We start from the raw sequence: 24370 nt of genomic DNA, 5'->3' as shown, positions 1-24370 counted from the left end.
TGGCTCGTCGGCGGCCTCCTTACGGGCGGAGGGCCGGGGCGCTCACTGCCGGATGGACCAGCCCCGCTCCCGCAGCGCCGCGGTCAGTACGGGCGCGGCCTGCGGCTCCACCATCAGCTGCACCAGACCGGCCTGCTGCCCGGTCGCGTGCTCGATGCGGACGTCCTCGACGTTGACCCCGGCCCGTCCGGCGTCCGCAAAGATGCGGGCCAGCTGTCCGGGCTGGTCGTCGATGAGGACGGCCACGATCTCGTACGACCGGGGCGCCGAGCCGTGCTTGCCGGGTACCCGCACCTGGCCGGCCTTCCCACGCCGCAGGATGTCCTGGATGCCGACCGCGCCCTTGCCGCGTTCGGCCTCGTCCGAGGACTGCAGCCCACGCAGGGCCTGCACCGTCTCCTGCAGGTCGGCGGCGACGTCGGAGAGCAGGTCGGCGACCGGCCCGGGATTCGCGGACAGGATGTCCACCCACATCAGGGGCTCGGAGGCGGCGATCCGGGTCACGTCACGGATGCCCTGCCCGCACAGCCGTACGGCGGACTCCTCGGCGTTCTCCAGCCGGGCGGCGACCATGTTGGAGACGAGGTGGGGCATGTGGGAGACCAGCGCCACCGCGCGGTCGTGGGCGTCGGCGTCCATGACCACCGGCACAGCGCGGCAGTGCGAGACCAGCTCCAGGGCGAGGTTCAGCACCTCGGTGTCGGTGTCCCGGGTCGGGGTCAGCACCCATGGGCGGCCCTCGAAGAGGTCGCCGGAGGCGGCCAGCGGGCCGGACTTCTCCCGCCCGGACATGGGGTGCGTGCCGATGTACGAGGAGAGGTCGAGGCCGAGGGCCTCCAGCTCGCGGCGCGGGCCGCCCTTGACGCTGGCCACGTCGATGTAGCCCCGGGCCACCTCCCGGCGCATGGCGTCGGCGAGCACGCCGGCCACGTGGGCGGGCGGGGCGGCGACGATCGCGAGGTCGACGGGCCCCTGAGGCGCCTCGTCGGTGCCGGCGCCGAGCGCGGCGGCGGTACGGGCCTGCTCGGGGTCGTGGTCGGCGAGGTGGACGGTGACGCCCCGGCTCACGAGCGCCAGCGCGGCGGAGGTGCCGATGAGACCGGTGCCGATGACGAGTGCGGTTCTCACTGGGCGATGTCCTTGCGCAGAGCGGCGGCGGCACCGAGGTAGACGTGGTTGATCTCGGCGCGGGGCCGCTCGGACTCTATGTGCGCGAGGATCCGCACGACGCGCGGCATGGCGCCCTCGATGTCGAGCTCCTGGGCGCAGATCAGCGGTACGTCGGCGAAGCCGCTGCCGAGCTTGCGGGCCGCGGCGGCCGGGAAGTCGCTGTGCAGGTCCGGAGTGGCCGTGAACCAGATGCTGATCAGGTCGTCGGCGGTCAGGTCGTTCCGCTCCAGAACGGCGGTGAGCAGCGCTCCGACCTGCTCGTCCATGTGACCGGCCTCGTCCCGCTCTAGCTGGACGGCGCCCCGGACCGCTCGTACCGCCACGGCGATGCTCCTTGCTGATGTACGGCTCTTGGTACATCCAGCCTAGTCAGACCGCGGGGGGCGGGTGCGTGGCGCCCGCCCCCTGAGACACCGGGACGTTCACAGGGACTGCTGCTTGATGAGCTCCTCCAGGGACGCCGGCACCTCGCCGTTCGGGGTCATCCTGTCGACGGCCTGCGGCAGCTCCTGGGCGAGCGCGTCGGCTGCCTGGTCCGGGGAGACGCCCGCCTCCTTGGCGACCTCCTGAAGGGTGTCGTCGGGCAGCGCCTGCTGGATCTGCGCGCCGGTCACCGCCTGGTTCTCGCCGTTGCCGAGCCAGGACTCCTTCTGCTCGGCGAGACCCGACTTGGCGAGGGTGTCGAGCAGCCCGCCCAACGGGTTGTCGCCGTTGCCGCCCTGCTTGCCGAGGGCGGAGAGCAGCGCGCCCAGGATGTTGCCCCCGCCGGAGCCGCTGCCCGAACCGAGCAGGCTGCCCAGCAGGCCACCGAGATCGTTTCCCGCCATGATCAAAAGCCTTTCGGGAGTACGGACCCTGACAATGTCACCCGAATGTCACAGCTCCGCTACTCGGGGAGAAAACACACCGATGCGCCCCTGGACTCGGGGCCCCGTCTCCGCTCTCATGGCAGGAAGCTCGCCTCGGGGGAGGCCCTTTCATGAAGCGTTCCGGACCGCTGCTCACCCTTCTCGCGGGTCTGCTGCTAGGCCTGTTCATGCTGTCGCTCAACGCGACGACAGGCGAGAAGAAATCGTCTGCGTCGGTGACGGAGTCACCGAGCCCCAAGGCGTCACCGCCGCCCACGACGAAGCCCCCGTCCCCGTCTCCCTCGCCCTCGAAGTCGCCGATCCCCAACGCCGACTACGCGGGCCGTACGGACGACGACTCCTCCGCGGTCGCCGTCTCCCTGCGGGACGGCCGGGCGATCGCGTACTTCTGCGACGGCCGGGACAAGGAGTCGTGGCTCAAGGGCGACGTCGAGGACGACGGCACCATGAAGCTCACCGGGAAGGGCGGCGCCGAGCTGAACGGCACGCTCAAGGCGGGCAAGCGGATCAGCGGCACCGTCGACATCGGCGGCGGGCACTACGCGTTCACCGCGGACAAGGCGATCAAGCCGTCCGGCCTTTACCGGGCGACGGCCACGGTGCGCGACGCGAAGTTCGACGGCGGCTGGATCGTCCTGAAGGACGGCACCCAGGTCGGCATCCTCGACAAGAACGGCAAGCCCTCCCCCGCCCCCGAGATCGACCCGGAGACGGGCGCGGTGACGATCGAAGGCCGGCAACTCACGGCCCGCCCTGTCACGCCCTGAACTCCAGTCCGTACAAGGGAGCCGCCATGACCGTCGACCCGAACGCCGCCACCCAGGGATTCCCGCCGCCGCCCGCCGAACGGCCGCCGAGTCCGGTCCGCTATCTGCTCCCGGCCCTGGTCGCCGCGGCGGTGGCGGTCGGCCTCGGGGTGTACGGCAAGACGCACGACCCGGCGGGCACCGCCTTCAACCTCGCCGGCTTCAGCAGCACGGGCGCCGTGAAGTCCTGGCTGGCCACCGTCGCGATCTTCTTCGCCCTGGTGCAGCTCACGTCGGCGCTGATGATGTACGGCAGGCTGCCGGGCCCGAGCTGGTCCTCGACCCTGCACCGCTGGTCGGGCCGCGCGGCCTTCCTGGTGGCGGTGCCGGTCGCGGTCCACTGTCTCTACGCGCTGGGCTATCAGACGTACGAAACGCGCGTTTTCTGGCACTCCCTCCTGGGTTGTTTCTTCTTCGGTGCCTTCAGTGCCAAGATGCTCCTGCTCCGCTCGGAGCGCCTTCCCAACTGGCTGCTGCCGATCGTCGGCGGCCTTGTCTTCGCCGTGCTGACGATCATCTGGCTGACGTCCGCCCTCTGGTTCTTCCGTACGTTCGGAGTGACGACATGACGATGCAAGGCCCGACGCGGCGTTCGGTGCTTCTCGCGACGGGCGCGGCGGCGTTCACCGTGGGGTGCAGCGAGTACGGCGACAACAACGACTCCGGCTCCGACACGGTCGAGGCGACCGCCGGTACGGAGTTGGCGAGGACGAGCGACATCCCGGTCGGCGGCGGCAAGATCTTCAAGGACGAGAAGGTCGTCGTCACCCAGCCGGAGAAGGGCGAGTTCAAGGCCTTCACCAACATCTGCACCCATCAGCAATGTCCGGTGGCCAGCGTCTCTGGCGGCACCATCAACTGCAACTGCCACGGCAGCAAGTTCAGCATCAAGGACGGTTCGGTGGCCCACCCGCCGGCCACCCAGCCCCTGGCCGAGAAGAAGATCACGGTCGACGGCGACTCGATCCAGCTGGCCTAGTCCGTTCATTCAGTCCCAGAGCGCGCCGAGGGTCACCAGCTCGCTCTGGTACTCGATCCGGTCCGCCCACTCGACGGGCCAGGCGTCGACCCCGTGGTACGCCCCTGCGAACGCGCCCGTCAGACAGGCGATCGAGTCGGAGTCACCGGACGTGCAGGCGGCCCTGCGCAGGGCCGTCACCGGCTCGTCGACGAAGAGCAGGAAGCACAACAGCCCGGTCGCCAGGGCCTCTTCGGCGATCCATCCCTCGCCGGTGGCGAGGCACGGATCGGTCTCCGGCGACACGGTACGGACCGCGTCCCGCAGCCGGTCCAGGATCTCCAGGCACTCGTCCCAGCCGCGCGCGATGAAGTGCTCGGCCGAGGGGTCATGGCTCCGCGTCCACAGATCGCCGAGCCAACGCTCGTGATACCGGGTGCGGTTCTCGATGGCGTACGACCGCAGCAGCCCGACCAGGCCGGTCGGCTCGGCTCCTTGTGCGAGCAGCCGTACGGCGTGCGCGGTGAGGTCGGACGCGGCGAGGGCGGTCGGGTGCCCGTGGGTGAGCGCGGACTGCAACTGGGCGGCGCCGGAACGCTGTTCGTCACTGAGGCCCGGGGCGAGCCCGATGGGCGCGACGCGCATGTTGGCACCGCAGCCCTTGGATCCGATCTGGCTGGCGTCCTGCCAGGGACGACGCTCGTCCTTCAGCAGGTTGCAGGCGGTCAGACAAGTGCGCCCCGGCGCCCGGTTGTTCTCCGGCGACTGGTACCAGTCCACGAACTCCTCGCGCAGCGGCCGCTCCAGCCGCAGCGGCCCGAGCAGCCCACGGTCCATGGCCGTCCGCAACCCGCGCCCGAGAGCCAGCGTCATCTGGGTGTCGTCGGACACGAACGCCCGCTCCGGCAGCCGCATCTCCCGCCACGGCCCGCACTTGGCGAGGATCGACGGGACGTCGTTGAACTCGGTCGGGAATCCGAGCGCGTCCCCGAGGGCGAGCCCGATCAGCGTGCCGGTCGCGGCGCGCTTCCTGACGGTGGTGGCGGTCATGTGGGGCGTCCTTCCCGGGACGGTCGAAGCAGGGGCGGGTGCAGGGCGGTGGCGGGTCCCGCGCGGTAGAGCGCCGCAGGCTTGCCGCGCCCGCCGGTCAACTTCGCGGCGCCGGGGACCTGTTCGACGAAGCCGGGCGTGGCGAGCACCTTGCGGCGGAAGTTGGGCCGGTCGAGGGTCGTGCCCCACACGGTCTCGTAGACCTGCTGGAGCTCGCCGAGGGTGAACTCGGCCGGACAGAAGGCGGTGGCGAGACGGCTGTACTCCAGCTTGGCGCCGACCCGTTCATGGGCGTCGGCCAGGATCCGGTCGTGGTCGAAGGCGAGCGGCCGGGCCTGGTCGTACGGCACCCAGCGGGCGTCGGCCGCGTCGCTGCCGCCGTGCGGTTCGGGCGCGTCGGGCAGCAGCGCGGCGAAGGCGACGGAGACGACCCGCATCCGGGGGTCACGGTCGGGTTCGCTGTAGGTCCGCAGTTGCTCAAGGTGCAGCCCGGAGACGTCGAACAGGCCGGTCTCCTCGGCGAGTTCACGCCGGGCGGCCGTCTCGGCCGACTCGTCCGGCAGCACGAAGCCGCCGGGCAGCGCCCAGTGGCCGGCGTACGGCTCCTGTCCGCGCTCGACGAGCAGGACGCGCAGGGCCCCCTCGCGCAGGGTGAGGACGGCGAGGTCGACGGTGACGGCGAAGGGTTCGTAGGCGTGCTTGTCGTAGTCGGCCACAACTACCCCCCTCTCTTAATAGTCAGTACGACTATAAAGAGGCGGGGCGGGTTCGCACAACCCGGGTAAATGGGTTCGCGCAACCCGGGTAACCGCTACCGCATGGGCGAGATCCTCGTGGGCACGTGTTCGTGGACGGACCGGGCGTTGACCGGCAGCGGCTGGTATCCGCCGGGGCGGCGGGACGCCGAGGGACGGCTGCGGCACTACGCCGGGCAGTTCCCGGTCGTCGAGGTCGACTCGGCGTACTACGCGCTGCCCGACGCCCGCACGAGCGCCTTGTGGGCCGAGCGGACCCCGCCCGGCTTCGTCTTCGACGTGAAGGCGTTCTCGCTGCTCACAGGTCATCCGACCCGGAGTTCCGTGATGCCCGACGGGCTGCCCGCCGACCCCGGGGACCCGGCCGTGCTCGACGCGGTGTGGGCACGCTTCGCCGAGGGGATCGAGCCGCTGCGGGCGGCCGGGCGACTCGGCGGTGTGCTGTTCCAGTTCCCGCCGTGGTTCCGGCCCGGGCAGTGGGCCGGGACGTTTCTGCGCGAGTGCGCCGAGCGGACCGCCGGGTGGCCGGTCTCCGTGGAGTTCCGGCATCCCGGCTGGTGGCGCAGGGAGTGGGCGGATGTGACCGCCGCGCTGCTCGCCCGGTACGGCATGACGGCCGTGGCCGTCGACATGACGCAGACCCTCCCCTCCTCGATCCCGCCCGTCGCTCCCGTCACCTCGCCGCGGCTGTCCGTCGTCCGCTTCCACGGACGCAGCGCCTCATGGGGCGCCGGGAGCAAGGAGGACCGGTTCCGGTACGCGTACCGGGAGGCCGAACTCGCCGAGTGGCTGCCCCGGTTGCGTTCACTGGCCGGGCGGGTCGACCAACTCCACGTGCTGTTCAACAACTGCTGCGGCACCGCGGCCGTCCACGCCGCCGAAACGATGAAACGCCTGCTGACCGCCACCGAACCGACCCCCACCCCGGCCTCACCCGGCTCGCGCAGCACGGGGTGACGTCCGGGCCGACGTCATCCCGGCAGGGAAATCCCGGCGCCCCGGTAAGGCCGACAGCCGGACCTCGGCCGGTACGCGGGAGCCCCCCCCCGGCCCCGCCACAGCGACCACACACCGGACGTCGCCCCAGCGCAAGCCGGCACCGGCACACCCCCCATTCGACGTCGTCCGGCTCGCGCAGCACGCGGTGACGTCCGATCCCCCCGTCATCCCGGAAGACAGTCGCGACGCCCCAGAAAGGCCAGCAGCCGGACCTCGGCCGGTGCGCGGGAGCCCACCACGACCGGCTCCCCCGCCCCTCCACAGCGACCACACACCGGGCGCCACCCCAGCGCATGCCAGCACCGGCACACCCCCCACTCGACGTCATCCGGCTCGCGCAACACGCAGTGACGTCCGATCCCCCCGTCATCCCGGAAGACAGTCGCGACGCCCCAGAAAGGCCAGCAACCGGACCCCGGCCGACGCGCGGGAGCCCACCGCGACCGGCTCGGCGAACCGCACGCCCCGGTCCTCCACCGCGACCACGCACCGCGCGATCGGCAGCAACTCGGCCGCGAGGGCGGCCGGGAGAGGGCGGGCCCTGCCGCACGCCTGGGCGACGTCCCAGCCGTGCACGGCGATCTCGACGGCGCCGACCGCGCCCATGACCCGCACGTCCAGCGGCCGTTCACCGACCAGCACCTCGTCGCCCGGTCCGGCCGCCCAGGCGCCGAGCACCGCACGCGCGCGGGTGCGGAACCCGCAGACCCGGTCGGCGTGCGGCAGCAGCCCGATGCGTCCGCCGGTCAGCCCCTCGTACAGCGCGTCCAGGGAGTCGTCGAGATGGTCGAGCAGCTCCCCCAGGTCCCACTCGGCGCACGGAGTGATCCGGCCGAGGCCCGCGCTCTCGGCCTCGGCGACGCTCCCCAGCGCGTAGGCGAGCGCACGCTCCAGCAGCTCCCCGGCGTTCACGACAGCACCTCCGGCAGGCCGAGGGAGGGCGCGCCCGGCAGCCGCCCACGCGCCGGGACGCCCACCACAGGGTCTCTCAGCGGCTCCCCAGGCGCCCATGACGGGCTCTGGAGCCTCGGGGGCAGCGGAGGCCGCATACGGCTCTCCAAGGACGTCTGACGCATGCTGTGGGGATCCTCGGTGCCGCCGGTCCCGCCCGCCGAGTCCACCGTCCGTACCCGTTCCTCGCGGTCCGCCGTCGCGGTCATGTCCGCTCCCTTCACCCGTGTGGGATACAGACCGGCGGGAGCGCGGAAACGAATCGGCCGGCCCCGGAGAGATATCCGGAACCGGCCGTCGTACGAGGCGCCCCTGCCCTACAGGTCGACCTCCTGCATCAGCATGCCGACCTCGGTGTTGGACAGCCGCCGCAGCCAGCCCGACTTCTGGTCGCCCAGGGTGATGGGACCGAAGGCGACCCGCACCAGCTTGTCGACCGGGAAGCCGGCCTCGGCGAGCATGCGGCGCACGATGTGCTTGCGTCCCTCGTGGAGGGTGACCTCGACGAGGTAGTTCTTGCCGGTCTGCTCGACGACCCGGAAGTGGTCCGCCTTCGCGTACCCGTCCTCCAGCTGGATGCCGTCCTTGAGCCGCTTGCCCAGGTCACGCGGGATCGGGCCCACGATGTGCGCGAGGTAGACCTTCTTCACGCCGTACTTGGGGTGGGTCAGCCGGTGCGCCAGCTCACCGTGGTTGGTGAGCAGGATGACGCCCTCGGTCTCGGTGTCGAGCCGCCCGACGTGGAAGAGCCGGGTCTCCCGGTTGGTGACGTAGTCGCCGAGGCACTGCCGGCCCTCGTTGTCCTCCATGGTGGAGACGACACCGGCGGGCTTGTTCAGCGAGAAGAACTGGTACGACTGGGTCGCGACGGTCAGGCCGTCGACCTTGACCTCGTCCTTCTCCGGGTCGACCCGCTTGCCCTGCTCCAGGACGATCTCGCCGTTGACCTCGACCCGCGCCTGCTCGATGAGCTCCTCGCAGGCCCGCCGGGAGCCGTAGCCCGCGCGCGCGAGGATCTTCTGGAGCCGCTCGCCCTCCTGCTCGGCGCCCGGGAAGGTCTTGGGCAGCTTCACGTCCTTCTTGTTCGCGTACCGCTCGCGGTTGCGCTCCTCGGCACGCGCCTCGTACTCACGGGAGGTCGCCGGCACCCAACGGCCGCGCCCGGTGCCACCCTGCTTGGGCCCACCCTTGGCGCCACCGCGCGCCGAGGCGCCGCGCCCCGACTTCGGACCCTGCGGAGAGGCACCGGGACCGACGTCGTACTGGCGCTCCTCGGGACGGGGCTTCTTCGGCCGGCCGCCCTGCTTGTCGTCACGGGAGTTACCGGCACCGCGGTAGTTACCGCGGCCACCGCCGCTCCCGCCGCTGCTGCCGCCGCGGCCGCCGCTGTTGCCACCACGGCTCCCGCCGTTGTTTCCGCTGCTGTTCCTGCCGCTGCTGCTTCGCATCACATTTCCGTCTAGTCGTCTGCGTCGTGGCCGTCCGGCGCGTCAGGAGCGTCCGGATCGAACGACGGAACCCCTTCCAGTGTCTCGGCCTCGATCGCCTCCGCCTCGGGGAGGAAGGGCGCGAGCTCCGGGAGTTCGTCCAGGCCGCGCAGGCCCATCCGCTCCAGGAAGTAGTTCGTCGTCGTGTACAGGATCGCACCTGTTTCGGGTTCCGTGCCCGTCTCCTGGACCAGACCCCGCTGAAGGAGGGTCCGCATGACCCCGTCACAGTTCACTCCGCGCACCGCGGAAACCCTGCTGCGGCTGACCGGCTGGCGGTAGGCGACGACCGCGAGCGTCTCAAGGGCCGCCTGGGTGAGCCGGGCCTGCTGGCCGTCCAGGACGAAGCCCTCCACGGCCGCCGCGAACTCGGGCCGGGAGTAGAAACGCCAGCCCCCGGCGATCAGCCGCAGCTCGAAGCCGCGCCCCTGGACGGTGTACTCGTCGGCCAGCGCCCGCAGCGCGTCCGCGATCTGCCGCTTGGGCCGCTGGAGGATCTTCGCCAGATGCTCCTCGGTCGCGGGCTCGTCCACGACCATGAGGACGGCCTCAAGGGCGGGCTTGAGATCGAGGTCGGCGACGGTGCGCTGCCCGGCCGGGACGTCGGTGGTCTCCTCGCTCACGCCTTGTCCTCCTTGGGCGGCTCGGGCGGTCGGTCGAACTCGTCGGTGACCCTCGGCGTCCCGTCCCCCTCGCCACCGGTCCACCGCACGATCAGATCCCCGAGGGCCGTCTCCTGGTCGAGCGCGACGGCCTTCTCCCGGTACAGCTCGAGCAGTGCCAGGAATCGCGCTACGACGGTGAGGGTGTCGTCGGTGTCCTCGACGAGCGCCCGGAAGCTGGCCTCGCCGAGTTCCTTCAGCCGGGCGACGACGATCCCGGCCTGCTCCTGCACGCTGACCAGCGGCGCGTGGATGTGGTCGACGTACACCTGCGGCTTGGGCCTGGGCTGCATCGCCTTCACGGCGAGCTTCGCGAACCCCTCCGGGCCGATGCTGATGACGACCTCGGGCAGCAGCTCCGCGTGATGCGGTTCCAGGCCGACGGTACGGGGGTAGCGGCGGGCCTCGTCGTCGAGGCGCCGGTTGAAGATGTCCGCGATCTGTTTGTACGCGCGGTACTGGAGCAGCCGCGCGAACAGCAGGTCACGGGCCTCCAGGAGCGCGAGGTCGGCCTCGTCCTCGACCTCGGCGGCGGGCAGCAGCCGGGCGGCCTTGAGATCGAGCAGTGTGGCGGCCACCACGAGGAACTCGGTCGTCTGGTCCAGGTCCCAGTCCGGGCCCATCGCCCGGATGTGCGCCATGAACTCGTCGGTGACCTTGGACAGGGCGACCTCGGTGACGTCCAGCTTGTGCTTGGAGATCAGCTGGAGGAGCAGGTCGAAGGGCCCCTCGAAGTTGGCGAGCCGGACCTTGAAGACGCCGTCGTCGGGTTCTTCCGCGACCGGCTCTTCCACCACGACGGGCTCAGGCGCCTCAGGTGCCTCGGGCGCCCCCGGCCCCCGCCCCAGCACGCGCCGACGGCCGGCTGCGGCGCCGGAGGCGGGGACGGGAGCGTCGTTCGAGGTCATGGCCTCCGCAGGCTACCGCTACCGCCCGCGCAACCGTCGTACGAGGATGCTCGCGTCCCCGCGGGACTCCAGATCGGCCAGCACCACGGCGACCGCCTCGCGGACGATGCGCCCGCGGTCGACGGCCAGGCCGTGCTCGCCGCGGAGCACCAGGCGCGCGTGCTCCAGGTCCATGAGCTCCTCGGCGGAGACGTACACGGTGATCTTCTCGTCGTGCCGCTCCCGGCCGCTGGGGCGACGCGAGGGCGCCCGCCCGCCGCGCTGCTTGCGCGGCGCGGCAGAACCTTCCTGCGCGTCCTGACGTCGCCCGGAGCGCTCGGCCGTCGCGTCCCGGCTGCGGGACTCACCGGCCGCGGCGGGCTCCGTCGCGACATGCTCCGCCCCGTCGCCGTCGCCGCCCTGTGCGGGCACCGAATGCGGCGCGTCCTCGGACGACGCGGCCGCGGCCCCGTCGCTCTCTCCGGCCGGCGCGGGCACCCGGGCGTCGCCGTTGGCCCCCCGTCGTGGAGTGGACGGCTGGAGCGCCATTCCCCCTGTCGTACGGAAGAGTTCGTCGGCCCCCGGCAGACTCACTCGGCGTGACACCGGGCGAGCACCTCCCTGGCGAGCTGGCGGTAGGCGGCGGCGCCGACGGAGTTGGAGGCGTACGTGGTGATCGGCTCGCCGGCGACCGTGGTCTCCGGGAAGCGGACCGTGCGTCCGATGACCGTGTGGTAGACGTGATCGTCGAACGCCTCGACCACCCGGGCCAGGACCTCGCGGCTGTGGACCGTGCGGGAGTCGTACATCGTGGCGAGGATGCCGTCGAGCTCCAGCTCGGGGTTGAGCCGCTCCTGGACCTTCTCGATGGTCTCCGTCAGCAGGGCGACACCACGCAGCGCGAAGAACTCACACTCCAGTGGCACTATCACCTTGTGCGCGGCCGTCAGGGCGTTGACGGTGAGCAGGCCCAGTGAAGGCTGACAGTCGATCACGATGTAGTCGTAGTCGGCCATGAGCGGCTTCAGGGCGCGCTGGAGCGTCGACTCGCGCGCGACCTCGGAGACCAGCTGGACCTCCGCCGCCGACAAGTCGATATTGCTCGGCAGCAGGTCCATGTTGGGGACCGCGGTCTTCAGCAGGACCTCGTCGGCCGCCATGCCCCGCTCCATGAGCAGGTTGTAGACGGTGAGGTCGAGCTCCATCGGGTTGACACCGAGACCCACCGACAGCGCGCCCTGCGGGTCGAAGTCCACGAGCAGCACCCGGCGTCCGTACTCCGCGAGGGCGGCACCCAGGTTGATGGTCGACGTGGTCTTGCCGACGCCGCCCTTCTGGTTGCACATCGCGATGATCTTCGCGGGCCCGTGGTCCGTCAGCGGACCGGGGATCGGGAAGTACGGCAGCGGGCGACCGGTCGGGCCGATGCGCTCACGGCGCTGACGGGCAGCGTCGGGAGCGAGCGTGGCCGCGTACTCGGGGTCGGGCTCGTACTCGGCGTCGGGGTCGTAGAAGTGCCCCTCGGGCAGTTCGTCGTAGTCGGCGAACTGGCTGTGGGGCGCGCCACTTCCGTCGCCGGCCATGGCGTTCACGTGATGGCCATCCATGCTCTGGTGTGCTGACAGAGTCACGCGGGTCTGCTGGTGACTCCGGTGGGCTGCGAAGGTGCGCACCGCGACGGAGCCGACAGCCTCGAACCCCGCGGGACCCTGGTCCCGTACCGGCACTCCTGGTTGACCACCCCCGGGAGAAAATGTCGACTCATTCACAAGTCGTCTTACCTCCTTGGTGACCAGGAAACTTCTAGACAGGTCAGCGTGGCACCATGCCGACAGTCGGCGACTCTATGGCGTGTCGGGCGTCCGCAGCAACACAATCCGCCGGACCCGGCCCGATGTGTCGGCAATGAAACATCCCTCTGTCAAGGGCGTACGGCCGTCGCACGGCAGGTTTCACGGGTGTGCGAATCGACCAAAGGGTTACGTTCGAGGCGAGTTGACCGAGAGTCGCAAAGTGACCATACACACATCCGGCCGGACCTTGTCGGGCAAGGTCCGGCCGGGTGCGCGTCGTTGACACGCCATGTTGACGTATCGCCTTTACGAAAAGGTGACTTAGCCGTTCGGCGAGGTCAGGGGGTCAGCCGAGCAGCGTCTCCAGCTCGATGTGCTCCAGACCGTGCGCCTCGGCGACCTCGCGGTAAACGACCTTGCCGTCATGGGTGTTGAGGCCCTTGGCGAGCGCGGGGTCACGGCGCAGCGCCTCCACCCAGCCGCGGTTGGCGAGTTCGACGATGTAGGGCAGCGTCGCGTTGGTGAGCGCGTAGGTGGAGGTGTTGGGCACCGCGCCCGGCATGTTGGCGACGCAGTAGAAGACCGAGTTGTGGACCTGGAAGGTCGGCTCGGCGTGTGTCGTCGGGTGGGAGTCCTCGAAGCAGCCGCCCTGGTCGATCGCGATGTCGACAAGGACACTTCCCGGCTTCATCCGGGCCACGAGCTCGTTGGTGACCAGCTTCGGGGCCTTGGCGCCCGGGATGAGCACCGCGCCGATGACGAGGTCGGCGTCGAGGACGGCCTTCTCCAGCTCCAGGGAGTTGGACATGATCGCCCGGACCTTGGTGCCGAAGACCTTGTCGGCCTCGCGGAGCTTGTTGATGTCGCGGTCGAGCAGCGTGACGTGGAAGCCCATGCCGACGGCGATCTGCGTGGCGTTCCAGCCGGAGACGCCGCCGCCGATGACGACGGCACGCGCGGGCTGGGTGCCGGGGACACCGCCGGGGAGCACACCGCGGCCGCCGACCGAGCGCATCAGGTGGTAGGCGCCGACCTGCGGGGCGAGGCGGCCCGCGACCTCGGACATCGGGGCGAGCAGCGGAAGGGCGCGCGCGGGCAGCTCGACCGTCTCGTAGGCGATGGCGGTGGTGCCGGACTCGATGAGCGCGTCGGTGCACTCCTTGGAGGCGGCCAGGTGCAGGTAGGTGAAGAGCGTCTGGTCCTTGCGGAGCCGGTGGTACTCCTCGGCGATGGGCTCCTTGACCTTCAGCAGCAGGTCGGCGGTGGCCCACACCTCGTCGGCGGTGCCGAGGATCTGCGCGCCGGCGGCGACGTACTCCTCGTCCGGGATCGACGAGCCGACACCGGCGCCCTGCTCGATGACGACCTGATGGCCGTGGCGCACCAGCTCGTGCACGCCGGACGGGGTGATGGCCACCCGGAACTCGTTGTTCTTGACCTCGCGGGGGATGCCGACCTTCACGTGGATCACGGTCCTTGGCTCAGTGGATGTGGGGCAATAGAACACATACCCGGGCATGCACGAGCACACCGGGAGACACCGCAGGAGAAGGTGCGGCAGAGCCAGTCTAATGAAGGTGTTCCCGCTGTCTAGCCTTTCATTGCATCAATCTTCTGCGGGTGTACTACGGATTTCGCAGGCATCAGCGTCTTGTTTCGAAGGATCAGGCCGCTCCGGTTCCGCTTCCGGCTCCGAAAACTCCTCCCCCAGCAGCCGCTCGGCGGCCCCCCGGTGCAGCGTCGCGGCGGCCGGATCGCCCAGGTGATCGAGGGTGTCGGCGAGCCTCAGCTGCAACGCGGCCTGCAGCCGTACGTCCTCCGCGCGCCGCGCCCACTCGACGGCCTCCTGGCAGGTGCGCAGCGATTCCTCGGGCCGTCCGGCGTACTCCTGGACCCGCGCCAGCTCGCTCAACGCCCGTGCGTGGGCGGCCACATCGCCCTCCTTGCGGTACCCGGCGACCGCGGCCCGCCAGCTCCGCAGCGCCTCGCCGTACCGGCCCGCGTAGGTGTGGGCGGCGGCGATCCGGCCGTACAGCCGGGCGGCGTCCGCGCGCTCGTCGCGGGCCAGGCGCTGGGCGAGGGCACGGCCGAACCAGTCGGCGGCCCGGTCGTAGTCCCCGAGCTCCAGATGCGCACCACCTACGGATTCCATCGCGCGGCCGGTCGCATACGGATCGTTCGCCGCGCGTCCGGCGTCCAGCGCGGCCCGATAGCGGGTGAGCGCGTCAGCCGTGCGCCCGGTCTGGGCGTCCAGGTCGCCCAGGTTCAGCAGCGCCGCCGCCTGCTCCCTGGGCAGCTTTCGGCGCTCGGCCACATCGAGGACGAGCCGGTGCAGGCCGTACAGGTCGGGGGCCGCGGCCTGGGTGCCGAAGTGCGCGACCATCGCCCTGACCAGCTGGGACATCAGCCGTCTGGCGAGGGTGTCGAGCTCCCCGTCGGCGACGGCGAGCCGCGCCGAGGCCAGCAGGGCGGGCCTGCGGATGCGCAACCAGTCCTCGGCGGCCCTGGGGCTGGGGAAGCGCAGGGAGCGGGGCATGCCCTGGAGCTTCTCGCGGGCCTCGGGGTTGTCCGTCTCGGTGATGGCGCGGCAGGACTGGAGCAGCCGTACCGTGCGCTCCAGCATCCGGGCGCGGGCCAGCTGGAGCTCGGCGGGACGGTCCTGGGTCTCGGCGAGGGACTTCAGCAGGGGGTGCAGACAGGCCGGCACCTCGTACTGCGGCAGCGCGGACTCCACGGAGTGCAGCAGGCCGAGGGCGACGAAGTCGTCCAGGGTGGTGCGGGCGCCGCCCACCGAGCAGCCGGCGAGGGCGGAGGCGGTGTGCGGGTCGACCAGGCCGGCCGGGGCGAGGGAGAGCAGGCGCAGTATCCGGGCGGCGGGGCTGGGCAGGGAGCCGTAGGCGAGACGGAAGACCCGGCTCAGCGGCGTCCCCTCGTCGCCCTCGGCGTGCAGATGCTTGGCGAGGTCGGCGACGGCGGCCTTCGGCCGGGCGGCGAGCCAGCCGCCGGCCATCGTCAGGGCGGCGGGGTGGGCCTGGCACTCCTCGACGAGGCCCTCGGCGGCACGCGGATCGACGGTGATGCGGACCGAGCCGGTGTACCGGGTCAGCAGCTCCAGGGCGGACTTGGTGTCGAGGCCGCCGAGAGTGCAGGGGCGGACGTCGGAGATGCCGGTGAGCGGGCCGTCGGACACGGCGACGACCAGGCACTCCGGGGTGTCCGGGAGCAGGGCGTCGACCTGGTCGGCGGTGACGGCGTCGTCGAGCAGGAGCAGCGCGCCGCGGTCGGCGAGTGCCTCGCGCAGCGCCGCGGTGAGGTCCTCCTCGGCGGCGCCTGCCGGGGTCGGGCGGTCCAGGGCGGCAAGCAGTTCACGGGCGGTGCGCTCGACGGGGACGGGGGTGCCGTCGGGCTCGCTGAGACGTGCCCGGAGCACCCCGTCGTCGTAACGGTCCGCGACCTGCTGGACGAGCTCCTCGGCGAGTGCGGAGCGGCCCGAGCCGGGCCGGCCCGCGATGAGCAGCACACGCGCGCGGGGAGCCTTCTTGCCGGAGAGGGTGTCGAGGCCCGCCCGCTCGATGTCGGCGCGGAGCTCCTTCAACTCTCTGGTCCGGCCCAGGAATTGACCCTCGGCCGACAGCTGAACGCCGCTCGTGTCCACCGCCTGATCCGTCACGGGCCACACTCCCGTCCCACCGCACGCGCAAAGCCCGCCGGGACTCCGAACGGGCATTTACAGAGCGTAGTTCACGCTCTGCAACGTTCCTGGTGGAGCGCGGCGGGCAGGTCGCCCGATCGGATCAACGGATCATAGGACCGATGGATGGGCAACGCGGCAAAGGGGCGCGGGGAACTGCGCGACCAGCCACACGCGACCCGCACCGCGCGACGAACCGGCTCGACGGCGGCGCGACCCGCTGACGTCACGCCTCGAAGGGTCGAGCCGGCCAAGCCGCGTCCGCCGGACGCAGACTGTCCAAACCGCCGGAGGCCTGCGCCGCCACCAGCGAAAGGACGCCCACGACCAAGCAGTTGTTGTGCAGCTCGCCCGCGAGCACCCCCCGTACGAGCTCGTCGAGGGGCACGCGCGCGTACTCCAGGTCGATCTCCTCGTGCTCCACCTCGAAGCGCTCGCCCTCGGCCTCCGACAGATCGCGGGCCAGGAAGATCCGCACGGCCTCGTCGCAGCCGCCGGCCGTGGTGTAGACGTCGGTCAGCACCCGCCAGTCCTCGGCCTTGACGTGCGCCTCCTCGTACAGCTCGCGCTGGGCGGCGTGCAGCGGGTTCTCGCCGGGCACGTCGAGCAGTCCGGCCGGGATCTCCCACAGCTTCTGGCGCACCGGGTGGCGGTACTGCTTGATCAGCAGCACCCGGCCGTCGTCGTCCAGGGCGAGGACGCCGACCGAGCCGGGGTGGACCTGGTAGTCACGGCGGACGACCTTGCCGTCGGGCATGACCACGTCGTCGGTGCGCACGGAGGTCTTGTTGCCCACGAAGGGGGTCTCCGTCGCCCGGATCTCCCACTCCTCGGGGGTGTCCTTGATCGTCATGCCCAGTCCTTCCGCACGTGCTCAAAGAGAAGCCGGGGCGCCCGCCTGTTGAGTGCGAACGCCCCGGCCACCGTACAACTGTTGTGTTACTTCGAGGTCTTCCGCTCGACCGACGCCTTCACCAGGCCGGCGAACAGCGGGTGCGGACGGGTCGGGCGCGAGCGCAGCTCCGGGTGCGCCTGCGTGGCGACCAGGTAGGGGTGGACATCGCGCGGGTACTCGACGTACTCGACGAGCTTGCCGTCCGGGGAGGTGCCGGAGAACAGGATGCCCGCCTGCTTCTCCAGCTCCGCGCGGTAGGCGTTGTTCACCTCGTAGCGGTGGCGGTGCCGCTCCTCGACGTACTCCTTGCCGTCGTACACCTCACGCACGATCGAGCCCTCGGCCAGCTTGGCCGGGTACATGCCGAGCCGCATGGTGCCGCCCATGTCGCCCTCGCCGGCGACGATGTCGAGCTGCTCGGCCATGGTGGAGATGACCGGGTGCGAGGTCGCCGAGTCGAACTCGGTGGAGTTGGCGTCCGGGATGTCGGCCAGGTTCCGCGCGGCCTCGATCACGATGCACTGCAGGCCCAGGCAGAGGCCGAGCAGCGGGATCTTGTTCTCGCGGGCGTACTTGATCGCGCCGACCTTGCCGAGCACACCGCGGTCGCCGAAGCCGCCCGGGATGCAGATGCCGTCCACGTCACCGAGCTGCGCCGCGGCACCGGCCGGGGTCTTGCAGTCGTCGGACGTGACCCACTTGATCTTCACGCGGGCCTTGTTGGCGAAGCCGCCCGCGCGCAGCGCCTCGGTGACCGAGAGGTAGGCGTCGGGCAGGTCGATGTACTTGCCGACCAGGGCGAGGGTGATCTCGTGGTCGGGGTTGTGGACGCGGTCGAGCAGGTCGTCCCAGGTCGTCCAGTCCACGTCGCGGAACGGCAGGTCCAGCTTGCGGACGACGTACGCGTCCAGGCCCTCGCCGTGCACGGTCTTCGGGATGTCGTAGATCGAGCGGGCGTCGGGACAGGCGACCACGGCGGCCTCGTCGACGTCGCACATCAGGGAGATCTTGCGCTTGATGGCGGTCGGGACCTCGCGGTCGCAGCGCAGCACGATGGCGTCCGGCTGGATACCGATGTTGCGCAGCGCCGCAACCGAGTGCTGGGTCGGCTTCGTCTTCAGCTCCCCCGACGGGCCGATGTAGGGCAGGAGGGAGATGTGGACGACGAAGACGTTGTCACGGCCGACCTCGTGGCGGACCTGGCGGACCGTCTCCAGGAACGGCAGCGACTCGATGTCGCCGACGGTGCCGCCGACCTCCGTGATGACGACGTCGACCTCGTCGGTCGCCATACGGCGGATGCGGTGCTTGATCTCGTTGGTGATGTGCGGGATGACCTGCACGGTGTCACCGAGGTACTCGCCGCGCCGCTCCTTGGCGATCACCGTCGAGTAGACCTGGCCTGTAGTGACGTTGGCACTGCCGTCCAAGTCACGGTCGAGGAAACGCTCGTAGTGTCCGATGTCCAGGTCGGTCTCGGCGCCGTCGTTGGTGACGAAGACCTCTCCGTGCTGGAAGGGGTTCATCGTGCCCGGGTCGACGTTGAGGTACGGGTCGAGCTTCTGCATGACGACGCGCAGGCCCCGGGCCTTGAGCAGCATCCCCAGGCTGGAGGCCGTCAGGCCCTTGCCCAGAGAGGAGGCGACACCCCCGGTGACGAAGATGTGCTTGGTCGTCGTAGCTGTGCTCGAACGAAAGGAGGGCGTCGGCATGGCCAAGAGGGGGCTCCCGTGGTCGCGATCTGGAGTGCGGTGCGGCGCTGTGACCGGAGATTCCCGGCGTCGCCGTCGCTGCGGTCGGGGGTTTTGTCCACCACCGGTCCACGGGCTACCAGGGTATCAGCGCCTCGGGGCGATGGCTTCCGGCCACGCTCCGCGCACACACCGACACGGACTCACACCCGTCACGGGTTTCTCACCGACTGCTCACCCGTTCGGCCCACCCGCGTTGCCCGGAGCGGCACACAGATCATCTACGTGCGTCGTATCCTGCTCGGACATTCGCTGCCGAGCCCGGCCGGCAACACGGCACCACCCCCCGCCCGTAAGCCCCGGAACAACGTGAGCTCGTCAGTTCGTTGAGAAGAGATCGTCGTTTTGCCCAGCGGCACAGCGGCTGCTTTGCTTCATCGCTCAACGACGCATAACAACGACCCCTTGACCGCACTAGCGACAGCCCCCTTTTTCCCAGGGGGTGACGTGGCCGTTCGACTGGAGTTGCACGTGGCCGGGCGCATCGAAGACTACGCACTCATCGGAGACATGCAGACCGCAGCCCTGGTCTGCCGGGACGGCACAGTGGACTGGCTGTGCCTGCCCCGCTTCGACTCGCATGCCATCTTCGCCGGCCTGCTGGGCACCGAGGAGCACGGCTTCTGGCGCCTGGGGCCCGCGCATGCCGCCGACGCCGAGCCGCCCACCGCGGCCCGGCGCACCTACCGCGGCGACTCGCTGATCCTGGAGTCCGAGTGGGACACCCCGCGCGGCACGGTCCGGATCACCGACTTCATGCCGCCGCGTGACGGCGCGCCGCAGCTGATCCGGATCGTGGAGGGCGTCTCGGGCCGCGTCCCGATGCGCTCTGCCCTGCGGATGCGTTTCTCGTACGGGCGGGTCGTGCCGTGGGTGCACAAGCACGAGGGGCGCACGGTCGCCGTCGCGGGCCCCGACTCGGTGTGGTTCGACACCGACTGCGAGACCTACGGCAAGTCGCTGACCACGTACTCGGACTTCACGGTCGCCCCGGGTGACCGGATCGCGTTCACCATCTCCTGGCAGCCCTCGCACAAGGACGCGCCGCCGCTGCCCGAGCCGGAGCAGTCCCTGGAGCTCACCGAGGAGTTCTGGCGCGAGTGGGTCGAGCACTGTACGTACCACGGCCCCTACCGCGAGGCCGTCGTCCGCTCCCTGATCACGCTGAAGGCCCTGACGTACGCCCCGACCGGCGGCATCGTCGCGGCCCCGACGACCTCGCTGCCCGAGGACATCGGCGGCGTCCGCAACTGGGACTACCGCTACACCTGGCTCCGTGACGCGGCCATCACCCTGTCCTCGCTGCTGCGCACCGGCTACCGCGAGGAGGCCCGCGCCTGGCGCGAGTGGCTGCTGCGGGCGGTCGCGGGCGACCCCGAGAACCTGCAGATCATGTACGGCATCGCGGGTGAGCGGGAGCTGGGCGAGGCCGAGCTGGACTGGCTGCCGGGCTACGAGAACTCCGCCCCGGTCCGGGTCGGCAACGGCGCGGCCCACCAGCTCCAGCTGGACGTGTACGGCGAGGTCACCGAGGCCCTGCACCTCGCCCACATGACCGGGCTGGCGCGCAACGACTACGCGTCCCTGCTCCAGCTCAAGCTCATCCGCTACCTGGAGGACCACTGGGACGAGCCGGACGAGGGCATCTGGGAGGTGCGCGGCCCGCGCCGCCACTTCGTGCACTCGAAGGTCATGGCCTGGGTGGCGGTGGACCGCACCATCAAGCTCATCGAGTCCGGTGACGCGGACGGCCCGCTGGAGCGCTGGCGCGAGCTGCGCGACGACATCCACCGGGACGTGTGCGAGAAGGGCTACGACAAGGAGCGCAACACCTTCACCCAGTCCTACGGCTCGCGGGAGCTGGACGCCTCCCTGCTTCTCATCCCGCAGATGGGCTTCCTGCCGCCGGACGACAAGCGGGTCATCGGCACCATCGAGGCGATCCAGCGCGAGCTGTCCACGCCGGACGGCTTCATCCTGCGCTACCCGACCGAGGGCGACAGCGAGGGTGTCGACGGCCTGCCTGGTGACGAGGGCGCCTTCCTGGCCTGCTCGTTCTGGATGGCGGACGACCTCGCGATGATCGGCCGCGTGGACGAGGCGCGCAAGCTGTTCGAGAAGCTCCTCGCCCTGCGCAACGACCTCGGACTGCTCGCCGAGGAGTGGGACCCGCATCTGAAGCGCCAGGTCGGCAACTTCCCGCAGGCCTTCAGCCACGTCCCGCTCATCGACACGGCGCTGCGCCTGACGGCGTCGGGGGCGTACGGGGGCTGACTCCCTCATCCGGGCGTGCCGCCGCCTGTCGCAGGGCGTCGCGGCACGCCACGATGGCCGGGTGCGTGCCCCGGCCACGGCGTACGACGGTGAAGACGCGCCGCGCGCGCCCCAGCTGCCGCAGCGGAACGCTCGGCGGCTGCCCGCACCAGACGAGGTCCGGCAGGAACGCCGCCGCGTGTCCCTGCTCCACGAGCCGCAGATGGAGCAGCAGGTCGGCGGTCTCGAAGCGCACATCGGGCTCGAAGCCGGCCGACCGGCACTCGCGCAGGGCCCACTGCCGGGCGGGCGTGCCCTCGGGTTCCAGCACCCACGGGTGCTCGGCGAGCGAGCTCAGCGACGCGTCCGGGCGGGGCAGCGCGAGGCGCAGGGGGTCGTCGAGCAGGTCCTGCTGTTCCAGCTCGGCGGGCCGGGGGCCGGGGTCGCCCGGGTACTCCTCGGCCACGACCAGATCGAAGTCACGGGCCTGGAGGGCGGGCAGCGCCACCTCCGGCTCCAGCTGCCGGACCTGGACGCGCAGCCCGGGGTGCCGGTCCCGCAGCAGGTTCAGCGTGGCCGGGAGCAGGGCCAGCGCCGCCGTCTGGAACGAGGCCAGCCGCAGCCTGCCGGTCAGCTCGCCCGCGCTCACGGAGGCCGCGATGTCCGCCTCCGCGCGCTCCAGCCGCGCGAGGACCGCCTCGGTGTGGGCGACGAGGATCTCGGCCTGCGCGGTGAGCCGCACCCGCCGCCCCACCGGTTCGAGCAGCGGCACCCCGACCTCCGCCTCCAGCTGGGAGAGCTGCTGAGAAACCGACGAGGGGGCGTACGAGAGGGCGGCGGCGACAGCCGCGAGGGTGCCGCGGTGCTTGAGCTCACGCAGCAGACGGAGGCGGTGGAGGTCGAACATCGGCGGCCCCAGCCCTGAGTCATCGGATTTTCCGACGACTATAGGTCGGAAAGATTCGCTGGACCGATCGTAGGCGGGCCGCGCACGCTGATCCGGTGTCCACGCACCCTTCTCCGCTCTGGCTCACGCGCCCCGGCGCACGCACCTGGCGATGCGCGCCCGCGCCCGCCGGGGTGCGCGCCTTCCATGCCGCGCTCCCCGACTACGCATCCACACCCCTGACCGAACTCCCCTCCCTCGCGGCCGAGTTGGTGGTCGGCAGGGTTCTCGTCAAGGACGAGTCACACCGCCTGGGCCTGCCCGCGTTCAAGGCGCTGGGCGCGTTCTGGGCGGTCCATCGCGCCCTCGCCGAGCGGGGGCCGGGTCCCCTCACCCTGGTGACGGCCACCGACGGCAACCATGGCCGCGCGGTGGCCCGGGCCGCCCGACTGGCCGGCCAGGACGCCCACGTCTTCGTACCGCGGGGTGTGCCCGCGCGGGCGGTGGCGGCCGTCGCCGCCGAGGGGGCACGGGTCTCGGAGGTCACGGGCCCGTACGACGAGGCCGTACGGCGTGCGGCCGAGGCGGCCGACCGGCCCGGTGCGATCCTGGTGCAGGACACCGCCTGGCCCGGCTACGAGGAGATTCCCGGCTGGATCGTCGAGGGTTACGCCACGCTCTGCGCCGAGATCGACGAGCAGCTGGCGGGGGTCGGCCTCGATCTCGTCTGCGTCCCCGTGGGCGTGGGCTCGCTCGCCCAGGCCGTCGTCACCCACTACCGCAGCCGGCCGTCCGGGCAGGCCCCGGCGCTGCTGGCGGTGGAGCCGGAGACCGCGGCCTGCGTCCTGGCGAGCCTCACCGCCGGCACGCCCCTCAGCGTCCCGACCGGCGACACCGTGATGGCCGGACTGAACTGCGGCACACCGTCCAGCCTCGCCTGGCCCTACCTGTACGGCGGACTCGACGCCGCCGTCGCCGTCCCGGACGCGGCGAGTCTCCGCGCGGCCGATGACCTCGCCGGCCTCGGTGTCTCCTCGGGACCGTGCGGGGCGGCCTCCCTCGCCGGGCTGCGCGCGCTGCTCGCCGGTGCGGGTGCGGAGGAACGCCGTAGGGCCCTCGGGCTCGGCCCGGACTCCGTCATCGTGCTGCTGAGCACCGAGGGCGCCCCCGCGTGCTGACCCACTGGGGGGCCGCCGTGGGTGTCCTGGGCCTGCTGACATGGGGCGCGCTCGTATTCCTGAGGTTGCAGACGCTGTGTCGGCACCGGCAGACGCTCACCGTCCCGGACACCAGTACCGATTCACCACTCCTGAGCCGTTACCACGTCTGGAAGGAATCCCCATGACCGCGTCGACCCCCGCCCTTCTCCTGGCCCGGCTCATCGCCATCGACTCCGTCAACCCGGACCTGGTGCCCGGTGGCGCCGGTGAGGCCGCCGTCGCCGACTACTGCGGCGAGTGGCTGGCGGCGCGGGGCTTCGAGGTGCACCGGCTGGAGCGGCGTCCCGGCCGGCCCTCGCTCGTCGCCGTCGCGCGCGGCACCGGCGGCGGGCGCTCGCTGATGCTCAACGGGCACCTCGACACCGTCGGCCTCGCCGGATACGAGGGCGAACCGCTCGATCCGCGGGTGGCCGAGGGGCGGATGTACGGCCGCGGGACCTTCGACATGAAGGGCGGCATCGCGGCCATGATGACCGCCGCCGCCCGGGCCGTCGCCGAAGGGCCGCTGCGCGGCGACGTGCTCGTCGCCTGCGTCGCCGACGAGGAGCACGGCAGCCTGGGCACCGAGGAGGTGCTGGAGTCCTTCACGGCCGACGCGGCGATCGTGACCGAGCCGAGCCACCTCGAAGTCACTCTCGCGCACAAGGGGTTCGTCTGGTTCGACGTGGAGATCGAGGGACGGGCGGCGCACGGCTCGCGGCCCGATCTCGGCATCGACGCCATCGCCAAGGCCGGGCACTTCCTGGTCGCCCTGGAGGAGTGGGGCCGGCGTCTGACCGACGGCCCGGCCCACCCCCTGCTCGGCACCGGCACCGTCCACGCCTCCGTCGTCCGGGGCGGCGAGGAGCCGTCCACCTACCCGGCGCGCTGCCGGATCACCCTGGAGCGCCGTACGGTCCCCGGGGAGAGCGCGGACGGCGTCGAGCGCGAACTGGCCGCCGTCCTCGACCACCTCGCCGCCACCGTCCCCGACTTCCGCCACCGCCTCACGCGCGGTCTGCACCGCGAGCCGTTCGAGGCGGACCCCGAGGCCGTCGTCGTGCGCACGCTCACCCGGCATGCCGAGCGGGCCCTCGGCCGGCCTCCCGTGATCCGCGCCGAGCCCTTCTGGACCGACTGCGCGCTGCTGGACCGGGCCGGCATCCCCTGTCTGCTCTTCGGCGTCGACGGCGAGGGCGCCCACGCGGCCACCGAGTACGTCGACCTGGCCTCGCTGGACCGACTCACCGAGATCCTCACCGCCACCCTCACCGATTTCTGTTCCTGAACGTTTCTGACCATTCAGGA

The 24370-nt window shown here is 71.3% G+C and carries 24 protein-coding genes; 7 read left to right on the top strand and 17 right to left on the bottom strand.

What is annotated here, in order from left to right:
- Positions 1-42: 42 nt before the first annotated feature.
- The 3 genes from ACIHIX_RS19520 to ACIHIX_RS19510 form a co-directional block, all read right to left on the bottom strand.
- A complete protein-coding gene (locus ACIHIX_RS19520; RefSeq protein WP_399957438.1) occupies positions 43-1128 on the bottom strand; it encodes a prephenate dehydrogenase in 1086 nt (361 codons plus the stop codon).
- Positions 1125-1493, bottom strand: a complete 369-nt coding sequence (gene aroH / locus ACIHIX_RS19515) for a chorismate mutase (protein WP_399957435.1) — start codon at positions 1491-1493, stop codon at positions 1125-1127. Before aroH ends, ACIHIX_RS19520 begins: the two co-directional genes overlap by 4 nt.
- A gap of 99 nt (positions 1494-1592) precedes the next feature.
- A complete protein-coding gene (locus ACIHIX_RS19510; protein ID WP_399957433.1) occupies positions 1593-1997 on the bottom strand; it encodes a YidB family protein in 405 nt (134 codons plus the stop codon).
- Between the two features lie 152 nt (positions 1998-2149).
- Here ACIHIX_RS19510 and ACIHIX_RS19505 point away from each other — a divergent pair, with 152 nt between their 5' ends.
- The 3 genes from ACIHIX_RS19505 to ACIHIX_RS19495 are packed head-to-tail and all read left to right on the top strand — an operon-like array spanning position 2150 to position 3824.
- Positions 2150-2806 carry a hypothetical protein gene (locus ACIHIX_RS19505; protein ID WP_399957430.1) on the top strand — a complete coding sequence of 219 codons (657 nt, stop codon included), beginning with the start codon at positions 2150-2152 and terminating at the stop codon, positions 2804-2806.
- Positions 2807-2832: 26 nt separating this feature from the next.
- Positions 2833-3414, top strand: a complete 582-nt coding sequence (locus ACIHIX_RS19500; RefSeq protein ID WP_399957427.1) for a DUF6529 family protein — start codon at positions 2833-2835, stop codon at positions 3412-3414.
- Positions 3411-3824: a Rieske (2Fe-2S) protein gene (locus tag ACIHIX_RS19495; protein ID WP_399957424.1), complete on the top strand. Its 414-nt coding sequence runs from the start codon at positions 3411-3413 to the stop codon at positions 3822-3824. Before ACIHIX_RS19500 ends, ACIHIX_RS19495 begins: the two co-directional genes overlap by 4 nt.
- A 9-nt stretch (positions 3825-3833) precedes the next feature.
- Here ACIHIX_RS19495 and ACIHIX_RS19490 read toward each other — a convergent pair whose 3' ends face one another.
- Together ACIHIX_RS19490 and ACIHIX_RS19485 are read right to left on the bottom strand one after the other, a co-directional pair.
- Entirely contained in the window at positions 3834-4853 is a 1020-nt protein-coding gene (locus tag ACIHIX_RS19490; RefSeq protein ID WP_399957421.1) for an ADP-ribosylglycohydrolase family protein, read from the bottom strand.
- Entirely contained in the window at positions 4850-5569 is a 720-nt protein-coding gene (locus tag ACIHIX_RS19485) for an NUDIX hydrolase (protein WP_399957418.1), read from the bottom strand. The genes ACIHIX_RS19490 and ACIHIX_RS19485 overlap by 4 nt, the downstream gene beginning before the upstream one ends.
- Before the next feature lie 102 nt (positions 5570-5671).
- Between ACIHIX_RS19485 and ACIHIX_RS19480 the strand changes: the two genes are divergently transcribed.
- On the top strand, positions 5672-6565 hold the full coding sequence (locus tag ACIHIX_RS19480) for a DUF72 domain-containing protein (protein ID WP_399958553.1): 894 nt from the start codon (positions 5672-5674) through the stop codon (positions 6563-6565).
- Positions 6566-6973: 408 nt separating this feature from the next.
- Here ACIHIX_RS19480 and ACIHIX_RS19475 read toward each other — a convergent pair whose 3' ends face one another.
- From ACIHIX_RS19475 to ACIHIX_RS19425, 11 genes are all read right to left on the bottom strand, one after another.
- Positions 6974-7519: a TIGR03086 family metal-binding protein gene (locus ACIHIX_RS19475; protein ID WP_399957415.1), complete on the bottom strand. Its 546-nt coding sequence runs from the start codon at positions 7517-7519 to the stop codon at positions 6974-6976.
- Entirely contained in the window at positions 7516-7767 is a 252-nt protein-coding gene (locus tag ACIHIX_RS19470) for a hypothetical protein (RefSeq protein ID WP_399957412.1), read from the bottom strand. Before ACIHIX_RS19470 ends, ACIHIX_RS19475 begins: the two co-directional genes overlap by 4 nt.
- Positions 7768-7875: 108 nt before the next feature.
- Positions 7876-9006: a pseudouridine synthase gene (locus tag ACIHIX_RS19465; RefSeq protein WP_399957409.1), complete on the bottom strand. Its 1131-nt coding sequence runs from the start codon at positions 9004-9006 to the stop codon at positions 7876-7878.
- Between the two features lie 11 nt (positions 9007-9017).
- Positions 9018-9668 carry an SMC-Scp complex subunit ScpB gene (scpB, locus tag ACIHIX_RS19460; RefSeq protein WP_399957406.1) on the bottom strand — a complete coding sequence of 217 codons (651 nt, stop codon included), beginning with the start codon at positions 9666-9668 and terminating at the stop codon, positions 9018-9020.
- Positions 9665-10615 (bottom strand): segregation and condensation protein A, encoded by a 951-nt coding sequence (locus ACIHIX_RS19455; RefSeq protein ID WP_399957403.1) that lies wholly within the window; start codon positions 10613-10615, stop codon positions 9665-9667. The genes scpB and ACIHIX_RS19455 overlap by 4 nt, the downstream gene beginning before the upstream one ends.
- Before the next feature lie 18 nt (positions 10616-10633).
- Entirely contained in the window at positions 10634-11200 is a 567-nt protein-coding gene (locus tag ACIHIX_RS19450) for a hypothetical protein (protein ID WP_399957400.1), read from the bottom strand.
- A complete protein-coding gene (locus tag ACIHIX_RS19445; RefSeq protein ID WP_329340808.1) occupies positions 11185-12321 on the bottom strand; it encodes a ParA family protein in 1137 nt (378 codons plus the stop codon). Before ACIHIX_RS19445 ends, ACIHIX_RS19450 begins: the two co-directional genes overlap by 16 nt.
- A gap of 412 nt (positions 12322-12733) precedes the next feature.
- Positions 12734-13849: an alanine dehydrogenase gene (ald, locus tag ACIHIX_RS19440; protein WP_399957397.1), complete on the bottom strand. Its 1116-nt coding sequence runs from the start codon at positions 13847-13849 to the stop codon at positions 12734-12736.
- 144 nt (positions 13850-13993) lie between these two features.
- Entirely contained in the window at positions 13994-16057 is a 2064-nt protein-coding gene (locus ACIHIX_RS19435) for a tetratricopeptide repeat protein (protein WP_399957394.1), read from the bottom strand.
- Positions 16058-16304: 247 nt separating this feature from the next.
- Entirely contained in the window at positions 16305-16931 is a 627-nt protein-coding gene (locus ACIHIX_RS19430; protein ID WP_399957391.1) for an NUDIX domain-containing protein, read from the bottom strand.
- Positions 16932-17017: 86 nt separating this feature from the next.
- Entirely contained in the window at positions 17018-18685 is a 1668-nt protein-coding gene (locus ACIHIX_RS19425) for a CTP synthase (protein WP_329340800.1), read from the bottom strand.
- A gap of 510 nt (positions 18686-19195) precedes the next feature.
- On the opposite strand from ACIHIX_RS19425, the gene ACIHIX_RS19420 reads away from it, so the two are divergent.
- Positions 19196-20998: a glycoside hydrolase family 15 protein gene (locus ACIHIX_RS19420; protein WP_399958551.1), complete on the top strand. Its 1803-nt coding sequence runs from the start codon at positions 19196-19198 to the stop codon at positions 20996-20998.
- On the opposite strand, the gene ACIHIX_RS19415 is transcribed toward ACIHIX_RS19420, so the two are convergent.
- Positions 20949-21884 carry a LysR family transcriptional regulator gene (locus tag ACIHIX_RS19415; RefSeq protein ID WP_399957388.1) on the bottom strand — a complete coding sequence of 312 codons (936 nt, stop codon included), beginning with the start codon at positions 21882-21884 and terminating at the stop codon, positions 20949-20951. The two genes, ACIHIX_RS19420 and ACIHIX_RS19415, sit on opposite strands and share 50 nt — an antisense overlap.
- Positions 21885-21979: 95 nt before the next feature.
- Here ACIHIX_RS19415 and ACIHIX_RS19410 point away from each other — a divergent pair, with 95 nt between their 5' ends.
- Both ACIHIX_RS19410 and ACIHIX_RS19405 read left to right on the top strand, forming a co-directional pair.
- Complete coding sequence (locus tag ACIHIX_RS19410; protein ID WP_399957385.1) at positions 21980-23041, top strand: pyridoxal-phosphate dependent enzyme; 1062 nt, start codon at positions 21980-21982, stop codon at positions 23039-23041.
- A 163-nt stretch (positions 23042-23204) separates the two neighbouring features.
- Entirely contained in the window at positions 23205-24350 is a 1146-nt protein-coding gene (locus ACIHIX_RS19405) for an ArgE/DapE family deacylase (RefSeq protein ID WP_399957382.1), read from the top strand.
- Positions 24351-24370: the final 20 nt, after the last annotated feature.

Source organism: Streptomyces sp. NPDC051913, assembly GCF_044593635.1.
Taxonomy (GTDB): Bacteria; Actinomycetota; Actinomycetes; order Streptomycetales; family Streptomycetaceae; genus Streptomyces.
The sequence above is the reverse complement of the archived record's forward strand: the minus strand, read 5'-3'. Positions and strand labels throughout refer to the sequence as shown.